This window comes from Ornithinimicrobium murale (genome assembly GCF_003352835.1).
Classification (GTDB): domain Bacteria; phylum Actinomycetota; class Actinomycetes; order Actinomycetales; family Dermatophilaceae; genus Ornithinicoccus; species Ornithinicoccus muralis.
Genome location: NZ_QLVD01000001.1, coordinates 110,084 through 130,217 on the forward strand (window position 1 = coordinate 110,084; position 20,134 = coordinate 130,217).

Annotated in this window: 19 protein-coding genes; 5 read left to right on the top strand and 14 right to left on the bottom strand. The window is 69.4% G+C overall.

Annotation, left to right across the window (positions count from 1 at the left end):
* The first annotated feature begins 152 nt into the window (after positions 1-152).
* Together DPQ65_RS00455 and DPQ65_RS00460 are read left to right on the top strand one after the other, a co-directional pair.
* Positions 153-608 (top strand): hypothetical protein, encoded by a 456-nt coding sequence (locus DPQ65_RS00455; protein ID WP_114905418.1) that lies wholly within the window; start codon positions 153-155, stop codon positions 606-608.
* 9 nt (positions 609-617) lie between these two features.
* On the top strand, positions 618-1,121 hold the full coding sequence (locus tag DPQ65_RS00460) for a DUF2505 domain-containing protein (protein WP_114905419.1): 504 nt from the start codon (positions 618-620) through the stop codon (positions 1,119-1,121).
* A gap of 7 nt (positions 1,122-1,128) precedes the next feature.
* Here DPQ65_RS00460 and pruA read toward each other — a convergent pair whose 3' ends face one another.
* The 5 genes from pruA to DPQ65_RS00485 are packed head-to-tail and all read right to left on the bottom strand — an operon-like array spanning position 1,129 to position 6,757.
* Entirely contained in the window at positions 1,129-2,757 is a 1,629-nt protein-coding gene (gene pruA, locus DPQ65_RS00465) for an L-glutamate gamma-semialdehyde dehydrogenase (RefSeq protein WP_114905420.1), read from the bottom strand.
* A gap of 57 nt (positions 2,758-2,814) precedes the next feature.
* Positions 2,815-3,258, bottom strand: a complete 444-nt coding sequence (locus DPQ65_RS00470; RefSeq protein WP_114905421.1) for a DUF6912 family protein — start codon at positions 3,256-3,258, stop codon at positions 2,815-2,817.
* Between the two features lie 12 nt (positions 3,259-3,270).
* Entirely contained in the window at positions 3,271-4,686 is a 1,416-nt protein-coding gene (locus tag DPQ65_RS00475) for a WS/DGAT/MGAT family O-acyltransferase (protein WP_114905498.1), read from the bottom strand.
* A gap of 54 nt (positions 4,687-4,740) precedes the next feature.
* Complete coding sequence (locus DPQ65_RS00480; RefSeq protein WP_114905499.1) at positions 4,741-6,075, bottom strand: CpaE/TadZ family protein; 1,335 nt, start codon at positions 6,073-6,075, stop codon at positions 4,741-4,743.
* A gap of 4 nt (positions 6,076-6,079) precedes the next feature.
* Positions 6,080-6,757 carry an SAF domain-containing protein gene (locus tag DPQ65_RS00485; protein WP_114905422.1) on the bottom strand — a complete coding sequence of 226 codons (678 nt, stop codon included), beginning with the start codon at positions 6,755-6,757 and terminating at the stop codon, positions 6,080-6,082.
* Between the two features lie 173 nt (positions 6,758-6,930).
* Between DPQ65_RS00485 and DPQ65_RS00490 the strand changes: the two genes are divergently transcribed.
* Positions 6,931-7,176 (top strand): helix-turn-helix domain-containing protein, encoded by a 246-nt coding sequence (locus DPQ65_RS00490; RefSeq protein WP_114905423.1) that lies wholly within the window; start codon positions 6,931-6,933, stop codon positions 7,174-7,176.
* Positions 7,177-7,217: 41 nt separating this feature from the next.
* Here DPQ65_RS00490 and DPQ65_RS00495 read toward each other — a convergent pair whose 3' ends face one another.
* Positions 7,218-7,784, bottom strand: coding sequence for a hypothetical protein (locus DPQ65_RS00495; RefSeq protein ID WP_114905424.1), 567 nt, complete (start codon positions 7,782-7,784; stop codon positions 7,218-7,220).
* Positions 7,785-7,928: 144 nt separating this feature from the next.
* On the opposite strand from DPQ65_RS00495, the gene DPQ65_RS00500 reads away from it, so the two are divergent.
* Positions 7,929-8,780: a LysM peptidoglycan-binding domain-containing protein gene (locus DPQ65_RS00500; protein ID WP_114905425.1), complete on the top strand. Its 852-nt coding sequence runs from the start codon at positions 7,929-7,931 to the stop codon at positions 8,778-8,780.
* Positions 8,777-9,373 carry an Rv3235 family protein gene (locus DPQ65_RS00505; protein WP_114905426.1) on the top strand — a complete coding sequence of 199 codons (597 nt, stop codon included), beginning with the start codon at positions 8,777-8,779 and terminating at the stop codon, positions 9,371-9,373. Before DPQ65_RS00500 ends, DPQ65_RS00505 begins: the two co-directional genes overlap by 4 nt.
* A gap of 88 nt (positions 9,374-9,461) precedes the next feature.
* Here DPQ65_RS00505 and DPQ65_RS00510 read toward each other — a convergent pair whose 3' ends face one another.
* The 8 genes from DPQ65_RS00510 to mtrA all read right to left on the bottom strand — a co-directional run bounded on the left by DPQ65_RS00510 (position 9,462) and on the right by mtrA (position 20,129).
* The gene (locus tag DPQ65_RS00510) at positions 9,462-9,938 is read right to left on the bottom strand and encodes a hypothetical protein (RefSeq protein WP_162801932.1); all 477 of its coding nucleotides are present in this window, start codon (positions 9,936-9,938) and stop codon (positions 9,462-9,464) included.
* Positions 9,939-10,046: 108 nt separating this feature from the next.
* Positions 10,047-12,791, bottom strand: coding sequence for a preprotein translocase subunit SecA (gene secA / locus DPQ65_RS00515; protein WP_114905428.1), 2,745 nt, complete (start codon positions 12,789-12,791; stop codon positions 10,047-10,049).
* A 149-nt stretch (positions 12,792-12,940) separates the two neighbouring features.
* On the bottom strand, positions 12,941-14,137 hold the full coding sequence (locus DPQ65_RS00520; protein WP_238146592.1) for a winged helix-turn-helix domain-containing protein: 1,197 nt from the start codon (positions 14,135-14,137) through the stop codon (positions 12,941-12,943).
* A gap of 89 nt (positions 14,138-14,226) precedes the next feature.
* Positions 14,227-14,916: a ribosome hibernation-promoting factor, HPF/YfiA family gene (gene hpf / locus DPQ65_RS00525; protein ID WP_114905430.1), complete on the bottom strand. Its 690-nt coding sequence runs from the start codon at positions 14,914-14,916 to the stop codon at positions 14,227-14,229.
* A gap of 164 nt (positions 14,917-15,080) precedes the next feature.
* On the bottom strand, positions 15,081-15,908 hold the full coding sequence (locus DPQ65_RS00530; RefSeq protein ID WP_162801933.1) for a ComF family protein: 828 nt from the start codon (positions 15,906-15,908) through the stop codon (positions 15,081-15,083).
* A gap of 129 nt (positions 15,909-16,037) precedes the next feature.
* Complete coding sequence (locus DPQ65_RS00535) at positions 16,038-17,819, bottom strand: LpqB family beta-propeller domain-containing protein (RefSeq protein WP_114905432.1); 1,782 nt, start codon at positions 17,817-17,819, stop codon at positions 16,038-16,040.
* A complete protein-coding gene (gene mtrB, locus DPQ65_RS00540; RefSeq protein WP_114905433.1) occupies positions 17,816-19,447 on the bottom strand; it encodes an MtrAB system histidine kinase MtrB in 1,632 nt (543 codons plus the stop codon). Before mtrB ends, DPQ65_RS00535 begins: the two co-directional genes overlap by 4 nt.
* 4 nt (positions 19,448-19,451) lie before the next feature.
* Positions 19,452-20,129, bottom strand: a complete 678-nt coding sequence (gene mtrA, locus DPQ65_RS00545) for an MtrAB system response regulator MtrA (RefSeq protein WP_114905434.1) — start codon at positions 20,127-20,129, stop codon at positions 19,452-19,454.
* Between the last annotated feature and the right edge of the window lie 5 nt (positions 20,130-20,134).

A 20,134-nucleotide genomic window follows, 5' to 3' on the forward strand; every position in this document is an offset into this window, starting at 1 on the left:
TCTCCTGTGATTGCGTGCCGCGTCGTCGCACCTCGTCGTGCGCCAGTCTGAGCCTAGCGCTCCTCGGCACCGCGGACGGGCAGGGGCTGGCTCCGGGATGTCCGGTGGACAGCCACGGCACGGTGTCCCCGGTCAACCGTAGGGTGTGCGGCATGTCCGCGACCCGCTCACCCCTGGTGCTGCTCGGCACAGCCGAGGAGCTGAGCGCGGCCGACGTGCACCTGGCGGACCCCGCTGCCGAGACCCTGTTGCGCCACCTCCTGGACCGCCTCGTGGACTCCATCGTGGATGTGACCCAGGGGCACGAACGACCCTCGCGCACTCCACCCCCTCCGGATGTCCGCGCACTCGGGCCCGCCGACCTGGCGGCAGCCGATCGTGCCTCCTGCTCGGCGCTGGCGGCCCTCTGCCAGCGAGCGGCCACCCAACTCTCCAGCCTGCCCGACCAGCCGCTCGCGGTCCGGGTCGCCCACGGTCTTCGGCTGCTGTCCCGCGGTCTTCAGGGTCTGGTGCAGGACCTCCCGCACGAGCCGACACCCGTCGTGCGCCAACGGCTCCTGCGGGTGCTCCGTCGCGCCGTCGCCGTCCTCGACGGCGCGGCACCCTAAAGTGATCCCATGAGGATCCACGAGACCGTCGAGCACGGCGCCACGCCGCAGCAGGTGTTCGAGATGATCTGCTCCGCCGACTACCAGGAGCTCAAGTGCAGCCGCAGTGGTGCGCTCGAGCACGAGGTAGCCATCGAGGTCGAGGACGACGCCCGCACGATCATCACGCGGCGGCGCCTGCCCACCGACGGTTTCCCGGACTTCGCCCGGAAGTTCGTCGGGGACGCGGTCGACGTGGTGGAGACCCAGGTCTGGGGGCTGAGCGGTGACGAGGATGGTGGCCACACCGCATCGCTCCACCTCGAGATCCCCAGGACCCCGGTCAGCATGTCCGGCAGCGTGTCGCTCGCTCCCGGCGGTGCCGGGACCGAGCACACCGTGGAGGGCGAGCTGAAGGCCAACGTCCCCTTTCTCGGGAGCAAGATCGAGGCCGCCGTTGCGCCGGTGCTGGCCCGGGCGCTCCGGCTGGAGTCCCGACTGTCCGTGGAGTGGTTCGAGCAGAACCCGGCCTGAGGCGCCCCTACCCCATGTGCGGGTAGCGCCAGTCAGTTGCCGGCACGAAGGTCTCCTTGATGGAGCGGGCGCTGCTCCAGCGCATGAGGTTCTGCATCGAGCCGGCCTTGTCGTTGGTGCCGGACGCCCGGGCGCCACCGAAGGGCTGCTGCCCCACGACCGCACCGGTCGGTTTGTCGTTGATGTAGAAGTTGCCCGCGGCAAAACGCAACTTCTCGGTCGCCTGGGCCACGGCCGCGCGGTCCCGGGCGATCACCGCACCGGTGAGGGCGTAGCCGGCCACCGACTCCATCTGTGTGAGCATCTGCTCGAACTGGTCGTCGGGGTAGACATGCACCGCCAGAATCGGGCCAAAGTACTCGGTGGTGAAGGTGTCGTGGGTCGGGTCGCTCACCTCCAGCACGGTCGGTCGCACGAAGTAGCCCTCTGAGTCGTCGTAGGTGCCGCCGGCCACGACCGTCACCGCGTCGTCGGCCTTGGCGCGGTCGAGGACATCCTGGTGCTTGGCGAATGCCCGGTCGTCGATGACCGCACCCATGAAGTTGCTCAGGTCGCGCACGTCGCCCACCGGGATCGAGTTCGTGATGTCGGCCAGCTCATCGCGCAGGTCGGCCCAGAGCGATTCCGGGACGTAGGCACGGGAGGCTGCCGAGCACTTCTGCCCCTGATACTCGAAGGCTCCGCGGATCATCGCAGTGCGCAACACGTCCGGGTCCGCGGAGGGGTGGGCCACGATGAAGTCCTTGCCCCCGGTCTCGCCCACGATGCGCGGGTAGGACCGGTAGTCGGCGATGTTGGCTCCGATCTGCCCCCAGAGCATCTGGAACACCCGCGTGGAGCCGGTGAAGTGGATGCCGGCCAGGTCGCGGTGCTGGAGCGCCACGTCCGAGACCTCGGGGCCGTGCCCGGTGACCATGTTGATCACCCCGGGCGGCAGGCCGGCCTCCATGAGCACATCCATGACGACGGATGCCGCGCGCTGCTGGGTGGTCGCCGGCTTCCAGACCACCGTGTTCCCCATCAGAGCGGGGGCGGTGGGCAGGTTGCCGGAGATGGCGGTGAAGTTGAAGGGCGTGACGGCATACACGAAACCTTCGAGCGGTCGCTGGTCGGTGCGGTTCCACACCCCGCGGGCGTTGCGGATCGGCTGGTCGGCGAGGATCTGGCGCCCGTAGTGGACATTGAACCGCCAGAAGTCGATGAGCTCGCAGGCCGCGTCGATCTCGGCCTGGTGAACCGTCTTGGACTGACCGAGCATGGTGGCAGCGTTGATCCGGGATCGCCAGGGTCCGGACAGGAGTTCCGCAGCACGTAGCAGGATCGCCGCACGGTCGTCAAAGTCCATGGCCGCCCACGCCGGCGCCGCCTGCGCCGCGGCATCGATGGCTGCTGCCGCGTCAGTTGCCTGGGCGTTGCGCAGCGTGCCCAGCACCTCGGAGTGGGCGTGGGGCTGGACGACGTCGATGGCTTCGCCAGCACCGGTCACGCGCTCGCCGCCGATGACGTGGGTCAGGTCGACGGGGTTAGCCGCCATCTCCTTCAGCGTCGCCTCAAGCTCAACCCGCTCGGCGCTGTGAAGGGCATACTCCTGCACCGGCTCATTGATCGGATCGGGGACCGTCGTCACGGCATCCATCGGTCTGTTCCTCCAGTCGGTTGGGTCGGCTCGTCATCGAGTCCAGTCTCTATCGTCTCAGGCCGACAGCAGAGAACGCACATCCGCGAGCTCTGTGGCGTCATACCAGGACAGCTCGATCACCTCGGCATCGGTCGAGACCATGGCCACCTCCCCGACCAGGTCGTCACCCACGTGCAGGGAAGCGACGCGTGGCAGTCCCACCGGACCGTGCACGAGCACCCGCGACCCCATCGGCCCGCTGTCGTCGATGGTGTCCCGCCCCACGTCCACGGCGGCGACCACTACGGGCAGGCCCTCCTGCTGGCAGTAGGCCGCGGCATCCTGCAGGGCGGCGTACTCCCAGGCCTCCTCGTCACCGTTGGGATCCGAGCGCCGCACGGACTCGGTGACGAGGAAGGCGACGAGGTCACCCACCAGTGCGCCCTGCTCGTCCAGTTCGGCGACCCGCTGGGCGGTCAACGGCAGGTAGCACCGGATCTGTTGGGGAATCTGTGCCATGTCGGTCTCCTGTCAGTCGTCGGTCGCGACGAGTTCGGCGAGGGCGGAGTCGATGCACTCCGCGAGCACGTTGAGGTCCGGCATGGCCTCCCGGTCGGCGTTCAGTCCGAGATGGACCCGACCGTCGTAGGAGGTCAGGCCGATAGCGAGCGCCTGGCGCTGGGCGAGTGGGATGACGGGGTAGGTCGCCCACAGCCTGGCCGGGCCGGCGAAGCGGGCCTCCTGCGGCCCGGGCACATTGCTGATGACCAGGTTGAAGACGCGGCGGGACATCGCACTGGCCGCTCGGGCCGCCATCGAGTGCAGGGTGGGGGCGGCGAACCCAGCCAGCCCGGCGATCCCGGCCGCTCCGATGGCCCGACCGTCGCGCAGCTGCTTGGCCATCCGGTAGCTGACCTGCTGCAACCGCATCACCGGGCTGGGCTCACCGACCGGCAGGTCGACGAACGCGGCGACAACCGGCCCGCCGACCTGCGACTCGACCTCGCCGTCCTCGATGGACAACGGGACCATGGCCCGCAGCGTGCTCGAGGAGCTGATCGGCTCCCCACGCGTCATCAGCCACTCCCGCAGCGCCCCGGTGAGCGTGGCCAGGACAACGTCATTGACCGTGACGTGACCCAGGTCCCCGGCCCCGAAGCGTCGGCCGCGGACCTGCCGGAAGTCCTCCAGGTCGAGATCGATCAGGTGCACCCTGCGGGTCGATCCGACGTGTGTGTTGAGCGGGGTGTCCGGTGCCGGGCTGGCGGCGGTGCGCACGAGTGCTGTGCCGGCCTGCTGAGCCGCCTCCACGACCCTGCCGCCGGTGTGCCGCAGATCGGTGACGCCCCCGCGCACCCCGTCCCACAGTCGACGCGGCGAGGTGACGGTGTTGATCGCTGATCGGGTGATCAGCTCGACGTCACTGGGTTCGGGCGACGGCGTCCAGGTCTGCGCGATCGGCACGACGTCGTTGGGTGACTCATCGAGGATGACCTGGCCGATGTCGAGCCCGTGCACGCCGTCGACCATGGCCTGGTGTGTCTTGCTGACCAGAGCGAACCGGTCGTCCGCCAGGCCCTCGACCAGATAGATCTCCCACAGGGGTCGAGCCCGGTCCAACGGGCGAGACTGCACGCGGGCGACGAACTCGGACAGCTGCTCCATGCTCCCCGGTCGCGGCAACCCCGACCGACGGACGTGATAGCTGAGGTCGAAGTCAGCGTCATCGACCCACACCGGGCCACCGAGCCCCGCCGGAACCTGGCGCACCCGCTGGCGGTACCGGTGCACGTAGGCGACGCGGTTGGCCACGAGGTCCAGCAGCGTGTCGTGGTCGAAGCCGCCCTCCGGCATGTCGAAGACGAGCACCGAACCCACGTGCATGGAGGTGGCCGGTCCCTCGAGGTAGAGGAACGAGGAGTCCACCGGCGTCAGGCGATCTAGCACGAGCACATCGTGTCAGACCGCGAGCACATCGCGGCAGCGCACGACCATCGAACCTCAGGCACGGGCGTCGCGCCGTGCCAGCCGGCTGTGGCGCGGTGGCGCCAGGGGTCGGCCACCCACCCGTGCAGCGAGCTCCCGCAGGCCGGTGCGGGCCGGGCTGCCCGGCCGGGCCTCCCGCAGGGTCTGTCCGGCCAGCACCGCCGCATCGACTCCTGCCTGATCCTCGGCGACCAGGACCACGTCGGTGACTCCTGCGAAGCGCTCCAGAGCTTCCCGCACCCGCCGTGCAGGGTCTCGTCCGACGGCACCGGAGCGCAGCCGGTTGACCACGACGCTGGTCGGCGCACTGGTCACCTCGGCCAGCTGGTCCAACCCCCGGACCAGTCGCTGCAACGACACCGGGTCGGCGGCGCCGACGGCGACCACCTCATCCGCCGCCTCCAGCGCGGCCAGGGTGGCACCGTTGCGTCGTGGGGCCGCCGTGTCAAAGCTGAGTTCCTCGTCGGACTCCAGGCAGAACCCCGTGTCCAGCACCGTCAGCGGCACCGTGTCAACGCAGGTCGCGAGGACGTCCTGGACGGCGTGCTCACGCAGCTCGGTCCAGCGATCGGGGCGTGGCATACCGGTCAGCACCCGTAGACCGGGTGAGACCTCCGGAGCGATCGTGCTGAGCGCCTCGGGGGTGAGGCTTCCCTGATCTGCGGCACGCACGGCCGCCGCGATCCCGGGCGCTTCGTCGAGCACCGCCAACAGCTGGGCTACCGAGGCACCGTAGGTGTCCAGGTCGGCGAGGATCACCGGGTGTCCCGGCTCGGCGAGCTCAGCCGCAGTGTTGACGGCGATCGTGCTGCGCCCGGGGGCGCCGACCGGCCCCCACACTGCCACGATCCGGCCGTTGCCGTCCGGTGCGCTCTCCCGCGACGGGTCGCCCTCGCCAGCCGTCCCGTCGAGCGGTTCGGCAGTATGCGGAGTCGTCACCCCCAGCGACTCACTCGCCTGAGCCTCGGGGCTCGGACGGTGCTCCGGCGCGGGACCGGCCTCGATCAGTTCAGCCAAGGCCGCATCGAGCTGGGACTGATCCGCATCTGCCGGCACCACGACCCGCACCGTCCAGCGCCGTAGCCTCCGCTCGGCTGGCTCGTCGTCCGGCCGGTGCACGCCGAGCACCAGCAAACCTCGTTCATGCAGCTCTCGGACTGCGCTGAGGTCCAGCCCCCGCAGCTCGGCCGAGACGACGGCCACACGCCCAACCCCGGCAGCTGCTGTCCCCAGGAGCTCAGCGAGGTCGGCACACCGGCGGACCACGTGAACGGCTCGACTACTGCCCAGCCTGGTGACCAGCTCGGCCTCGAAGCGGGGGGTGACGGCCGTCAGGAGCGGCAGACTCACGAGGTCACGACCCGGAACCACCCGGCGCGGGCACCAACGTGACCTTGGCCTCCTGATCGACGCTGGAGATCACGGAACCGACCTGATCGGCCGGAACGACCACCTGGACCGCTGCCCGTCCCACTCCCATGCCCAAGCCGTTGCCCGTGCTGGGCGTGCGTGCGACCACGGCACTGCTCAACAGCAGCTGCGGCTCGCTGTATGCCGTGCCCGTCTGCTCGGGATCCTGCCGGCTGACCCAGAGATCGACCACGGTGCCCACGGTCAGGGTCTGGGCACTCGCGGGATCGACCGGGACAGTGACGGTCTTGTCCTGTGCCTGACTGGCACTTCCCAGCGCCCTGGACGGGATCAGCTCGCCCTTCTCCACCTGCCGGAGCGCCACCGTGCCGGTGGCGACGGGCTGGGTGGCATCCACGTAGTGGGACACCGCCGAGTCCAAGCGGACACTCACCTTCTCCAGGTCCTCGGCGGCGATCTCCTGACCGGGCAGGATCGGGTGCGCCGCGGCATACACCGCGGTCGTCTCGTCGAGTTCGGAGACCAGGCGGACACCACCAGCCACTGCGAGCAGGACCAACAACACACCCACCAGCAATCTCGTGTCACGCCAGCTGGGCCGACGCAGACGACGGGCCGTGGTGACCTGACCCCGGTCGTGACCGGTCGACTGCACCTGCACGTCTCCCCCTGTAACGTCTGCTCGTCGGCTCCTGCAACTGGTGGCAGGCTAGTGTCCCCGCCCGGGTGTCGTTCATCTTGTCCACAGGGCACCCCAGAGACCACCCGCAGGAAGTAAAATCCACGTCAAGGTTCGCCACCCCGGCGACCTGTGCAACCGGACGGAGCAGCCCGTTGGAGAATCGGTTCCTCACGCTCACGGACGTCGCTGAGACGCTCAACATCTCGATGGCGCAGACCAAGGCACTGGTCCGCAGCGGTTCGCTCCCAGCGGTGAAGATCGGGGGTCGCGGGATCTGGCGGGTCGAGGCGAGCATGCTCGAGGACTACATCCAGCGCATGTATGAGCAGACCCGCGAGTCGATCGCCCTGGTAGGCGAGGAGGCGCACTCCGCGGCCAGTGACGAGCAAGAGGACTAGGAGCGGAGGCAGCTGCCGGCCGAGCCGGCTTGTCCTGAGTGTCAGTCGCCCCTGTGCACGACGCTGGTCAGCGCTGCATAGGGCACAGTCACCAGGGAGTGGACCGCGCGGCTGCGTCGCGGCAGGTCCGCAGGGTGGGCACTCAGGTCCAGGTGGTCGGCGCCCACCCGATCGATGGTCCCGGTGAGCGTGGCGCCCTCGACCAGGTGCATCCGGACGACGGCACGGTCCCGGCTGAGCGCTCGCAGCGCCTGCCGGATCCCCAGGGCTCGCTGGACACTTTCTATCCGCCCCGGGTCGGACCGGCCGGACAGCCCCTGCACCGCCACCAGCTGGCCGGTGAGCACGAGTGACTCCCGGCCGCGGGCCGAGTCCTGGTGGCTCAGCAGCAGCCACTCCTGGCCGACCTGGGTCAGCCCGCCCTCCAGGATGAGTCCGCCCCGCAGCGTGAGCCGGAGATCCCGCCCCACGTCGGCCAGGTAGCGGTCGCTGAGAAAGACCCGACCCCGACCGGCACGGGTGTGCTCAACCACCTCCCCCTGTCGTTCCGCGACCTCCTGTGCCGTGAGCTGAGCCTCGAGGTCGTCGAACAGGTCGGTCCAGCGCATAGCCCGATTGTGCCGCAGTGCGTCACGTGCCCCGCGTTATCCACAGCGGGGACCTTCTCTTGCACTCGAGCCGATACTGCGTTGTAATGCATGTCAGTGACCGCAACTGAACGCAAATGAACGCATTTCAGAGAGGGTGGGACCATGGGGACACCACACGACAGGACGACCCGGCCACCAGACCACCGTGGCGAGGGCGACCAGGTGGCCCTGCGTGCCGGCGTCCTGGGGGGCCTTCTCTCGGCCGGCTGCGCGCTGCTGTGCCTGACCTGTGGACACCAGGCCGTCGGCCTGCTGGCCAGTGGTGGGGATAGCCTGACCAGCCCCGCGCACGGGCTGGAGCTGTTGACCCTCGGCACGGCCGCGCTCGTTGCGGGTTGGTTGACACTGCTCCTGCTCGTGGGTTCGATCCAGGCACTGCCAACAGAACGGCTGCCGCGGGTGCACACCTTCGCCACTCGGTGCGCACCGCACCTCGGCCCCCGGATCGCGGCGGGTCTGGTCGGGTCCATCCTGGCCGTCAGCCCCGGGGGCACGGCACTGGCCGACGCGCCTCTGGCGCCGACTCCGACCACCACGCAGCCCCACGCGCCTCACGGTCCGGCGGCGACAGACGCGCACCTTCAGGCAACCCAGGGGACGACTCCGGCGGCCGACCAGCCAGCGGACCCATCGGATCGCCGCCTCGGCCCTGAGCCCGGCTGGCGACCGACACGTTCGCCAGGGACCGGGACCACGGGCGGCACGGCCATCGAGCTGGTCAGCCGGGGCGGCGCCGCGCCGGACACCGTGGTGGTGCGCTCGGGTGACACGCTGTGGGACATCGCGGCGCGACACCTGGGGCCGGACGCGGATGCCGCGCAGATCGCGCAGGAGTGGCCCCGCTGGCACGAAGCAAACCGGGAGACGATCGGCCCCGACCCGGACCTCCTGCTGCCCGGGACGACGCTCGTGCCGCCAGAGCTGCAGGGCACTCCGACGCGGGTGTCGTCGTGAGCGCGCAGCCCGTCGAGCAGACCGGGGTCCGCCCAGTCACGGACCCGGACCAGAGGGGGGCCGCAGGTCGCCGAGGAAGCGGTGCCACTCGAAGAGCGGGTGCACACCTGCGGATCCTGCCGATCCCGGACAACGAACCGCCACCCCTGCCCCGGGGAGCCGACCTTCCCAGCCCTGACCCGCGCTTTGTCCAGGGGCGGCTCGCTGTCGACTTCCGGCTCGAGGGACACGATGAGCTCTTCGGGCCCCAGTCGACACGGCGGGAAGCGTTGCCGGATCCGGACGCGTGGGCGCGACGGCTCATCACCGCCCTCCTGGAGACGATGGACGGCCTGCGCCCGGCCACGCAGCTCAGCCGCTGGATCACTCCCGACATCCGGGAGCGCGTGGCGCGCCGCGGCGTCCTGGCCCGCCAGCGCCACCAGCGTCCCGGTGGCGCACCTCAGGTGCGGGCGTTGCGAGTCTGCGAGCCCGCGGACGGCATCGCCGAGGTCGCTGCGGTCATCGGCTATCGGTCCCGAGTGCGGGCCCTGGCCCTGCGCATGAGCGGCGTGGACGGGCGCTGGCTGATCACCGTCTTCGAGCTGGGATGATCGCGGAGTCGGGGTGAGGAGACCACCCAGTCCGAGACAGCACGGTGCCCAGTCAGCTGGCCGCGCCCAGTCAGCCTGACGCGCCCAGCTAGTTGAGTGGACAGCCCAGGTTATTGTCCGCATCCAGCTCGCTCGCCAGAGCCAGCATGGTGGCCCGGTCGTTCGAGGCGAAGGCCTCATTGACCGCCGCCACCAACGACGTGCGCCCGTCCAGGCCGTCTGCGTGACGGCGCCACGGGAAGCCCAGGCCCTCGTGCGCGGCGTTCAGCCAGGATGCCACCGCGGCCCGTGTCAGGATGCTCGCGGCACCGTCGACACCGGGACCTCCGCCACCATTCAGGGCCTCGGCGAGCGTGAGTCCAGCCACTGAGGACGGAGCCGAGGCATACAGCGCCCCGACCAGCACCGAGGGGTTGGTCTCTTCCCAGTTGTCGGTGTGGTTCTTCCAGTACCCGGGCGTGCAGCCTTGATGGCCGATGTTCTCGGCCACAGCCCCCGGCACGAGGCCAATGGTCAGCGTCGCGGCAGCGACCGCGACCACAACAGATCGCAGAGATGATTTCATGACGAAACTCCTACCCTGTGTGTAACCTCCGAATGAGGTCATGCTTAGGTAAAGTTAGTCAAGATTCAGTAAAGGCGCAATGGCTGCGCCGAACTGCCCCGCGACCTGCTATTTGCCTCGCTTGGCCTTCCGACGCTCGGCGCGGTTGTCTGAGCCGGCCGTCACCGGCCGCGCCGCTCCGGACGTGGTGCCATCCGCGGAGACCCGCCGCTGCTCGACCCCACCATCCTCCGAGGGCGCGCTATAGGTCAGGGCCGCGGCCGGGGCGGGTTTGGCGTCGACCAGACCGGCCAACGCGGACGGCACCGCCAGGCTGCCCGCCGGGGCGGCCTCGGCATCATCGGGCCGCTTGACCTCCAGGCGGAACAGCGCGCTGACGGTGTCCTCCTTGACCGACTCCATCATCGCCTGGAACAACTGGTAGCCCTCGCGCTGGTACTCGACGATCGGCTCGCGCTGTGCCATCGACCGCAGGCCGATGCCTTCCTTGAGATAGTCCATCTCATAGAGGTGCTCACGCCACTTACGGTCCAGCACCTGCATCACGACGCGACGCTCCAGGTCGCGCATCCGCTCTGGGCCGACGATCTCTTCCTTCTCGTCGTAGGCGTGCTGCGCATCCGAGGTGAGCTGTTCGGCCAGGACATCGGGGGTCAGGCCTCCCGACCCGCCGACGGCCTGTGCCAGCTCATCCTCGGTGAGGCTGACCGGATAGACCGTGCGGAGGTCGTTCAGGACCCTGCTCATGTCCCGCTCGTCCTTCTCCAGCTCGTCCCCCTGCAGAGACTTGGCATAGTCACCGACCACGTCATTGATGAAGTCGCGGACCTGGTCCTCCAGGTCCTCACCCTCCAGGACCCGACGGCGCTCGTCATAGATCACCACGCGCTGCCGGTTCATGACGTCGTCGTACTTCAGCACGTTCTTACGGGTCTCGAAGTGCTGCGCCTCCACCTGGGCCTGCGCGCTCTGGATCGAGCGGCTGACCACCTTGGACTCAATCGGCACGCTGTCGTCCATTCCGGTGGTCTGCATCACCCGGTCGACGATGGCGGCATTGAACATGCGCATCAGGTCGTCCTGGAGGGAAAGGTAGAAACGGCTCTCGCCGGGGTCACCCTGACGGCCGGCGCGACCACGCAGCTGGTTGTCGATGCGCCGCGACTCGTGCCGCTCGGTGCCGAGTACGTACAGCCCCCCGAGGTCGTGAACCTCCTGGTACTCCGCCTGCACGGCCTCCTCAGCCCTGGCCAGCGTCTCGTCCCAGGCCTCTTCGTACTCCTCCGGCGTCTCGGCCGGGTCCAGGCCCCTGCTCTTGAGGTGCGCCACGGCCCGGAACTCCGGGTTGCCACCGAGCATGATGTCCGTGCCTCGGCCGGCCATGTTGGTCGCGACCGTGACGGCCCCCTTGCGTCCCGCCTCGGCGACGATTGACGCCTCTCGGGCGTGATGCTTGGCATTGAGGACCTCGTGCGGGATCCCGCGGCGTCGCAGCTGCTCGGAGAGCAGCTCGGACTTCTCGACCGAGGTGGTGCCGACCAGGACCGGCTGCCCCTTCTCGTGTCGCGCCGCAATGTCGTCCACGACGGCGTCGAACTTGGCCTGTTCGGTGCGATAGATCAGGTCGGACTGGTCCATCCGGATCATCGGCCGGTTGGTGGGGATGGAGACCACGCCCACCTTGTAGATCTGATGCAGCTCAGCGGCCTCGGTCTGAGCCGTGCCGGTCATCCCGGCCAGCTTCTGGTACATCCGGAAGTAGTTCTGCAGGGTCACCGTGGCCAGGGTCTGGTTCTCGTTCTTGATCTCCACCCCTTCCTTGGCCTCGATCGCCTGGTGCATGCCCTCGTTGTAGCGACGACCTGCGAGCATGCGCCCGGTGTGCTCGTCGACGATCATGATCTGGCCGTCGACGTTGACGTAGTCCTTGTCGTTCTTGAACAGCTCCTTGGCCTTGATGGCATTGTTCAGGTAGCCGATCAGTGGTGTGTTGGTGCTCTCGTAGAGGTTGTCGATCCCGAGGTAGTCCTCGACCTTCTCGATGCCCGGCTCCAGCACACCGACCGTGCGCTTCTTCTCGTCGACCTCATAGTCGCCCGTGCCGTTCTCGCCACGGGTGAGGCGCTGGGCCAGCTTGGAGAACTCGGTGTACCAGCGGGGCGAGCCGTCGGCCGGTCCGGAGATGATCAGCGGCGTCCGCGCCTCGTCGATGAGGATCGAGTCGACCTCGTCGACGATGGCGAAGTGGTGGCCCCGCTGCACCAGGTCCTTGGTCGACATCGCCATGTTGTCGCGCAGGTAGTCGAACCCGAACTCGTTGTTCGTGCCATAGGTGATGTCCTTGGCGTACTCGGCCCGTCGCTGGTCGGGGGTCATCTTGGAGAGGATGACCCCCACCTCCAGACCCAACGACCGGTGCACACGGCCCATCAGCTCAGCCTGGTACTCCGCCAGGTAGTCGTTGACGGTGATGACGTGCACCCCGTCGCCGGTCAACGCATTGAGATACGACGGCAGGGTCGCCACGAGGGTCTTGCCCTCACCGGTCTTCATCTCGGCCACGTTCCCCTGGTGCAGGGCTGCCCCACCCATGATCTGCACGTCGAAGTGTCGCTTGCCGATGGTGCGCGCCGAGGCCTCTCGCACGGCGGCGAACGCTTCCGGGAGCAGCTGGTCCAGGGTCTCCCCGTCCTGCAGGCGCGCCCGGAACTTGTCGGTCTCCTCCCGCAGCTCAGCGTCGGTCAACCCCTTGAAGTCCTCCTCCAGGGCGTTCACCTGCTGCGCGACGACCCCCAGCCGGCGCAGGGTCTTGCCCTCACCGGCTCGCAGCAACTTCTCGAAGAACTTGGGCACGAAGACTCCTGACGCGTTGTGGTGACCACGTGAACCGTACGCGGACCTCAGTGCAAGGTTAATCGTCGCGGCCCCTCCGTCGAAACTGAGGCCACCGCCTGGCGGCGCGCGTCCGCGGGCAGGTCGCCCCGGTGAACGGTCACGACCTGTCAGGTGAAGACGACCCGCTCCAGCCCGAGCCATCCGGCCAGTTGCGTCAACTCGGCAGCGAGCGCCTCCCGGGTGCCGTCCGGTGCCTCGGGCTCCAGGTGCACCCGGCGGACGAGCAGGCGGCCGGTGGCCCGGTCAGCTTTCAGATCGACCCGGGCCACCAGGTCCTCACCCCAGAGGAAGGGCAGCACGTAGTAGCCGAACACCCGCTGCGGCTCGGGGACGTAGATCTCGATCCGGTAGTGGAAGCCAAACATCCGCTCGGTGCGAGCCCGCTCCCAAATCAGGGAGTCGAAGGGACTCAGCAGGGCCCGTGCCGAGACCGCGCGCGGACGCCGAGCCGCAGTGTCGAGGAAGGCGGGGCGGTCCCACCCGCGCACACTGACCGGCTCGACCTCACCGCGCCGCACCAGTTCTTCCAGGGCAGGGCGTGCCATAGCCTGCCTGAGCCGGAAGTAGTCGCCGAGGTCACTCGCGGTGCCGATGCCGTGGGCGCGCACCGCCCGCCGCATCAGCTCCACCGCGGACTCCGCCCTGTCGGGCGCTCCGGGTCGCCCCGGTGCTCGTGCGAGCACCTCGGGAGGCAGCACCTGGGACGGGACTGCATAGCGTCGCTCGAACTGGCTGTTGCGCCCGGAGGAGACGATCTGACCGGTGCCGAACAGGTGCTCCAGGCACTGCTTGACCAGTGACCAGTTCCAGCCCCAGTTGTCACGGGTGTGGATCGCGCCGTGCTCGATGAGGCGGTCCACCTCCCGTGCGGTGAGTGGACCGTGGTCGTGCACCACCTCGCGCACGCTGTCGAGGACGCCGGGGTGCTCCACCTCGACCTTCCGTGCCCACCCATCCTGGGCCACGGCCTCCATGCGGAACCCGAGGAACGGCCAGGTCTCCGGCGGGATGAGACTGGCGACGTGCGCCCATGACTCCACGAGGCGCCGCGGTTCCCGGGACCGCCGTCCTGTGCCGTCCCGAGCCCGGTCCACCAGGCCGGTGTCATAGTCACCCAGCCGGGAGTAGAACGGAAGATACTGACTCCGGGTCACGACGTTGACGCTGTCGATCTGCACCACTTGGAGCCGGTCGATGACCCGTTGGATGTGGCGCATCGTGGGCCGCTCCGGGCGGGGATCGAGGAACCCCTGGGCGGCTAGGGCGATGCGACGTGCCTGCCCCGCGGTCAGTTCAGCTGCCATGGCACAGAACATAGACGAGGACCCCGACACTCGTCGGGGCCCTCGCCCAGGTATGCGGTCCCCGAAGGGGGCAGTTGCCTAGTGGCCGGTCACCCGACGGCAACCTGCTCGGGCCGTGCGTCCTGGTCGCTGGCCTCAGGATCTCCGAGGCGGAGCACACCATAGGACCACCCGCGGCGGCGGTACACCACGCTCGCCTGGTCGGTGGCCTCGTCGTGGAAGAGATAGAAGTCGTGGCCCACGAGCTCCATCTCGTTGAGTGCCTGGCCCACGCTCATCGGCTCCGAGGAATGCACCTTCTCACGCAGCTCGATGGGGCTGTTCCCCTCGGTGCCGAGGGCCTGGTCGACCGCCTCCTCGGGGTCCAACGGTTTGCCGTTCTGCGACGGCTCGCTGGGCAGCTCGGTGGGGAGTGGGTCGGTCGGCAGTCCGAAGGTGGCCTCCGCGACGGAGGCCTTGCGGTGCTTGCCGGTGTGACTGATCCGGCGCCGGTCGTTCGACCGACGGAGTCGCTCCAGGAGGCGGTTCATCGCGAGGTCGAGGGCGGCGTAGTCGTCGTCCGCAGCGGCCTCGGCACGGACCACGGTCCGCTTGATATAGCAGGTGATCTCCACACGCTCGCTCTCCTTGGCCTGACGCGGGTTGGCCTCGTGCGTGAGGACCACGTCGGTGCGGGAGACCCGCGGCGAGAGTTGCGGGATCTTGTCGAGCTTTTCCTCCAGGTGGCGGCGGAAGCGGTCAGTAACCTGCTTCTTCCGGCCGGTCACGGTGATTTCCATAGGATCCTCCTCGAGCTGAAGAACAGTGCTGAACCTTGGGCTGTCGCGGCCCTCTACACGTCCGGCACCACCTCCTTGCGGCGGTTCCCCGGGCGCCTCTCACACCTCTCCCGGCTCAGCATGTCCGTGGCCTTCGGATGCTCGAGGCTTCCCATAAACAGACACTAGCCCGGTTCCCTCGGGAATGACAGTGGGGGGTGCGCATGTCGCTGGGTGGCCGCCAGCGTGACCGCCACCACGTGCCCCGCACCGGCCACCCGGAGGGCCCGTGCCCCCTCGGCGATCGTGGCACCTGTGGTGATGACGTCGTCGACCAGCAGGCAGGTCATCCCCGGGATCCGGCGCGCGTGGCCCGCTGTCACGGTCATGGCGCCGGCCAGGTTGAGCGCGCGGTTCCCGCTGTCCAGACCGGCCTGGTCGGCCACCGTGCGGGCCAGTCGCAGCGCCGGCACCAAGGACGGTCGGGACCGGGGCGGGATCTGGCGCAGTGCGGCCCGGGACAGCCCGGCGAGCGGATGGTCGCCACGGCGCCGCGTGTTGGCCCGGCCCGACGGTGCTGGCACCACAAGAGTCGTTCCCGAAGCACTTGCCGCAGGAGTCACGTGCGTGGGTGGCCTCTGATCGCAGGACAGCAGGCCGCTGAGCAGCACCTCGGCGAGCACGGGCGCGAGGGCGGCCGCCAGGTCGCGGCGACCGTTGTCCTTCCAGTTGACCAGCGCAGACCGCACCGGCCCGGCGTAGGGCAGCACGGTCCAGACCGGTGGCAGTCCGGGCGGTGCCGGGGTGGGCTCCCAGCGTTGGGGAGCCGGGGCAGCGGCGAGCACCGCCTGGCACTGCTGACACCACGGCGACCCCGGTGCCTCACACCCACCGCACCGCACCGGCAGCACGAGGTCACTGAGGGCGGCGGAACCCTCGGCCAGCCACCCGGCCCGTGCCTGCCGGCCGATGCCGCGACCGACCCACCCGCGGTCCCAGGCCCTGCCACGCACGGGTGGCACGCTGGACGGTCCGGTGCGCCTCCGCATACCTCAGAGCATCTCGCGGCGCGCCGCGGAACGGTCACCTCCCCGGCCGGCGGTGGACGGACCCGAGGGGTCGGGTGCCCCTGGGGACACCGGTCAGGTGCCCGGGACGATCAGGTCGTCGCCGCCACGGCCGATGCCCCAGTCGTTGCGGTCCTGGGTGTAGATGCGGCCCTGCTCACTGAGCACCAGCAGGGCCCTGCTGTCCTCCGAGGGCACGGCCCGCACCTCGGTCGCCTCGGAGACCAGCCGCAGCGGCTCCAACCATCCGCCGATGTGCACGACGTGCGGACGGTCGGTCGTGTCCTGCCCCTGACGCCCCAGCACGAACAACTCGGTCTGCGAGGCCCACACGGCCGAGCTCACACTGGTCAGGGTCGAGGCCACCCAGTAGGGCTCGGTGAGTGCGGTCGCCCGGCCGTCCTTGTCGCGGATGATGCCGGTGATCCCGACCTGCGTCTCCTCGGTGTCCCGGTCCGTGAGCACGATCAGGGCTCGCTGGTCGTCAGCGGCCACCCGGAACTCGGTGACGGTGAGGTTGTCCTCGAGCCAGGGGGCCTCCAGGGGCCAGGCCACAGCCTGGCTGAAGGGCTCGCGGCGCGCGATCACCCACACGCGCGGACCGGTCGTGGACCGCCCCGCCACCCAGAGCCCACCGGAGCGGTCGAAGGTCGGGGCGGTCAGCTCGGTGCCGATCCCCTCCATCGTGGTCTCCACGCCCCCGCGCCACCGCCAGAGCTCGTCGCCGCTCACGGCGGAGACGCCGGCGAACTCCCGGACCTCGGTGTCGGTCGCGATGTCCTCCCACCGGATCGGCACACTGGGCAGCCCCTCGGTGTCAACAGCCCGGTTGTCCTGCAGCTGGTAGTGCAACGGCATCACTGGGATCAGGTCGACCCGGCTGCGCAGCAGCGCATAGGGCACGTCCCAGTCTCCGGCCTCGAAGCCGGTGGTCGCCACATCGGAGATGGGGTTCTCGACGCCTTCCAGCTCCAGGGCCCTGCCGGCTCCCCGGATCAACACGCTGTTGACGCCCGGCGCCTGCTTGAGCGTCTGGGCGAACTGGGCAAACAGTTCCTTCTGCTGCGCCGGCGAGTTGCCGAGGGACAGCCCGCGCAGCTCGACGGTGGCCGAGCCGGTGGCGGGGTCAACCGGCACGGCGCTGGCCACCAGGTGCAGGTCCTCGGAGATGCCGGTGGAGGCAGCGCCATCCAGGTAGTCCGGAACCGGCCCGAGCTGGGCCTTGGCCAGGCTGGTGGGCAGACCGTCGCCGCGGGGGAACCAGCGGATGTCCGGCACGAGGAGACCACTGTCCGGCGTGACGTAGTGGATGGCGTAGGCACCGTAACGGAGCTCGAAGGTGGTCTCCGACAGCCACACACCGTAGTTGTCCGGGAAGGTGCTGATCCGCCACTGGCCCGCGACCTGCTCCACGGAGAACCGGTGGGTCCGGGTGGTATCGCGAGGCTCCTCCACCAGATAGCCCTGCTCGTCGACGGTGCCGCGCACCTGCACCTCCGCCTCGACGGTGGTGCCGTCGACCACGGTGAGCCGTGGCTCGCCGGCATACACCAGGACCTGACTGGTGGGTCGCCACTGCCGCGCGAGGTCGCCGGTCAGGAAGGAACGGGCCACCTCGTGGTCGTCGGCGAAGCTGGCGCTGGCGCGCAGGAAGCTGGCCACGATCTGGTCGGGGCTGGCGTCCTCCTCCGGTCCGACCGGCAACGCCTGGACCTCCTGGACCGGGGCTCCCTGCACCGGGAGACCCCGCTCGACGGTGTCACTGGTGGGCAGTCCGGCGCAGGCAGACAACAGGAGCAGGAGCGGCAGTATGCCGATCAGCAGCCGGGTGCGTCGCTCCCCGTGGCGGGTGGTCATGTCCTCTCCTCTGTGGCGGCGGTGACCTTCTCAACGGTCACCTGCGGAACTTCAGTGTCCTGCCGGGAGTCGAGCGGCACGGGGCCAGGCTCGACAACGATCGGGGTCGCCTGGGTGCGCGGCAGGGTCAGCCGGAAGGCGGCACCCTGCCCGGGACGACCGACCACCTGGAGGTAGCCGCCGTGCAGGCGGGCGTCCTCGAGGGAGATCGCCAGCCCCAGTCCGGTGCCACCGGTCGTCCGGTTGCGTGCCGGGTCGCCCCGCCAGAAGCGGTCGAAGACCCGCGCCGCCTGCTCCCTGGTCAGCCCGATGCCGTGATCGCGCACCGTCACGGCGACGACCCCGTCGCCCTCGGCGACGCAGATCTCGACCGGGGTCCCCTCCCCGTGGTCGAGCGCGTTGGCGATCACGTTGCGCAGGATGCGGCTGACCCGACGCTGATCCATCTCGATCATCACCTTGCCCTCGGGCAGGGACAGGCGCACGTCCGACCCGGTGTGGTTCACCAGGGCACCGAGAGCCTCCACGACCTGGCGGACGACACCGACGAGGTCGATCCGCTCGATCTCCAGGTCGGCTGCGCCGGAGTCGTAGCGGCTGATCTCCAGCAGTTCGGTCAGCAGGTCCTCGAACCGGCCGAGCTCCTCGTAGAGCAGCTCGGCGGACCGGGCGACCGGTCCTGCGAAGTCGTCCCGCGAGGCGTGCAGCACTTCCCCGGCCATCCGGATCGTGGTCAGCGGGGTGCGCAGCTCGTGCGAGACGTCGGAGACGAAGCGTTGTTGCAGCATGGACAGTGTCTCGAGCTGGCGGATCTGGGTCTGGATGCTGTCGGCCATCGTGTTGAACGACACTGCCAACTGGTCCAGCTCGTCCGAGCCCCGAACCGGCAGGCGCTCGTCCAGGTGGCCCTGTGCCATCTGCTGGCTGACCCGCGCCGCGTGTCCGACGGGCCTGGCCACCATGCTGGTCGCCACCCAGGCCACCGCGCCCATCAGCCCGAGCAGGGCCACCCCACCGAGGGCGAACCACCGGCGGATGAGGTCCAGGGTGTCCTGCTCACGGGCCATCGGATAGATCAGGTAGAGGTCGTGTGGCCCGGCCCGGGAGATGTCGACCTGTGACCCCACGATCACCGAGGCCACCGGACGTTGCTGCCCTGCCAGCTGCATGTCCTTGACGACCACCTGCTGGTTGCTGGGGTCGTCACGCAGCGCCTCGGCCAGCCGCTCCGGGAGGTTGTCGAGGTCGATCCCAGGCGAAGCCAGGGTCGTGATCCGCGCGTCCCGGTCGTTGTCCAGGCTGCGCATGAGCACCGTGCGCCGCAGAGCCTGGTCCGCGGGGGCGATCGCGTTGACGATGTCGTTGGCGGTCGCGTTCAGGCTGGTGTCGTCACTGCGGTCGACCGCGTCAAAGCTGGCCTGGGCGTTGCGCACCTCCTGGGCCGCGTCCGTCGTGGCGGCCGCGACCGCCTGACGGACCAACCCCTCGGCGACCTGGGCGAACAGGATCGTGGCGATGACGGCCGTGACGACCGTGCCCAGCGCCATCGTGGTGGCGATGACCCGCAACCGGAGGGAGGAGCGCCACCAGGTCAGCACTCCCCCGGCGTCCTGCGCGGGGGCGGTCATCTCCTCAGGCCGGCCCGGCCTTGTAGCCGACTCCGCGCACGGTCAGGACGATCTGCGGGTTCTCCGGGTCCTTCTCGATCTTGGCCCGCAGCCGCTGCACGTGGACGTTGACCAGACGGGTGTCACCCGCGTGCCGGTAGCCCCAGACCTTCTCCAGCAGCGACTCGCGGTCGAAGACGTGGTTGGGGCGGCTGGCCAGCGCCACGAGCAGGTCGAACTCCAGCGGGGTGAGCGGCAGCTCCTCCCCCTCGCGCTTGACGGTGTGGCCCGCCACGTCGACGACGAGGTCGCCGACGTTCAGCTGGGACGGCTCCCGTCGGTCGCTGCGGCGCAGCCGGGCCCGGATTCTGGCGAGCAGTTCCTGCGGCTTGAACGGCTTGACGACGTAGTCGTCGGCGCCGGCCTCAAGTCCGGCCACCACGTCCTTGGTGTCCGTGCGCGCGGTGAGCATCACGATCGGGACACCGGACTCGGCCCGGAGGTGTCGGCATACCTCCACCCCGCTCAGGGTGGGGAGCATGACGTCCAGCAGGACCAGGTCGGGCCGGAACTCACGGAACAGGGCCACGGCCCGCCCGCCGTCCGCGCAGTGGGCTACCTCCAGGCCCTCCTTGCGCAGCACGATCCCGAGCATCTCGGCGAGTGCCTGATCATCATCGACCACCAATACGCGTGCGTTCACGTCTC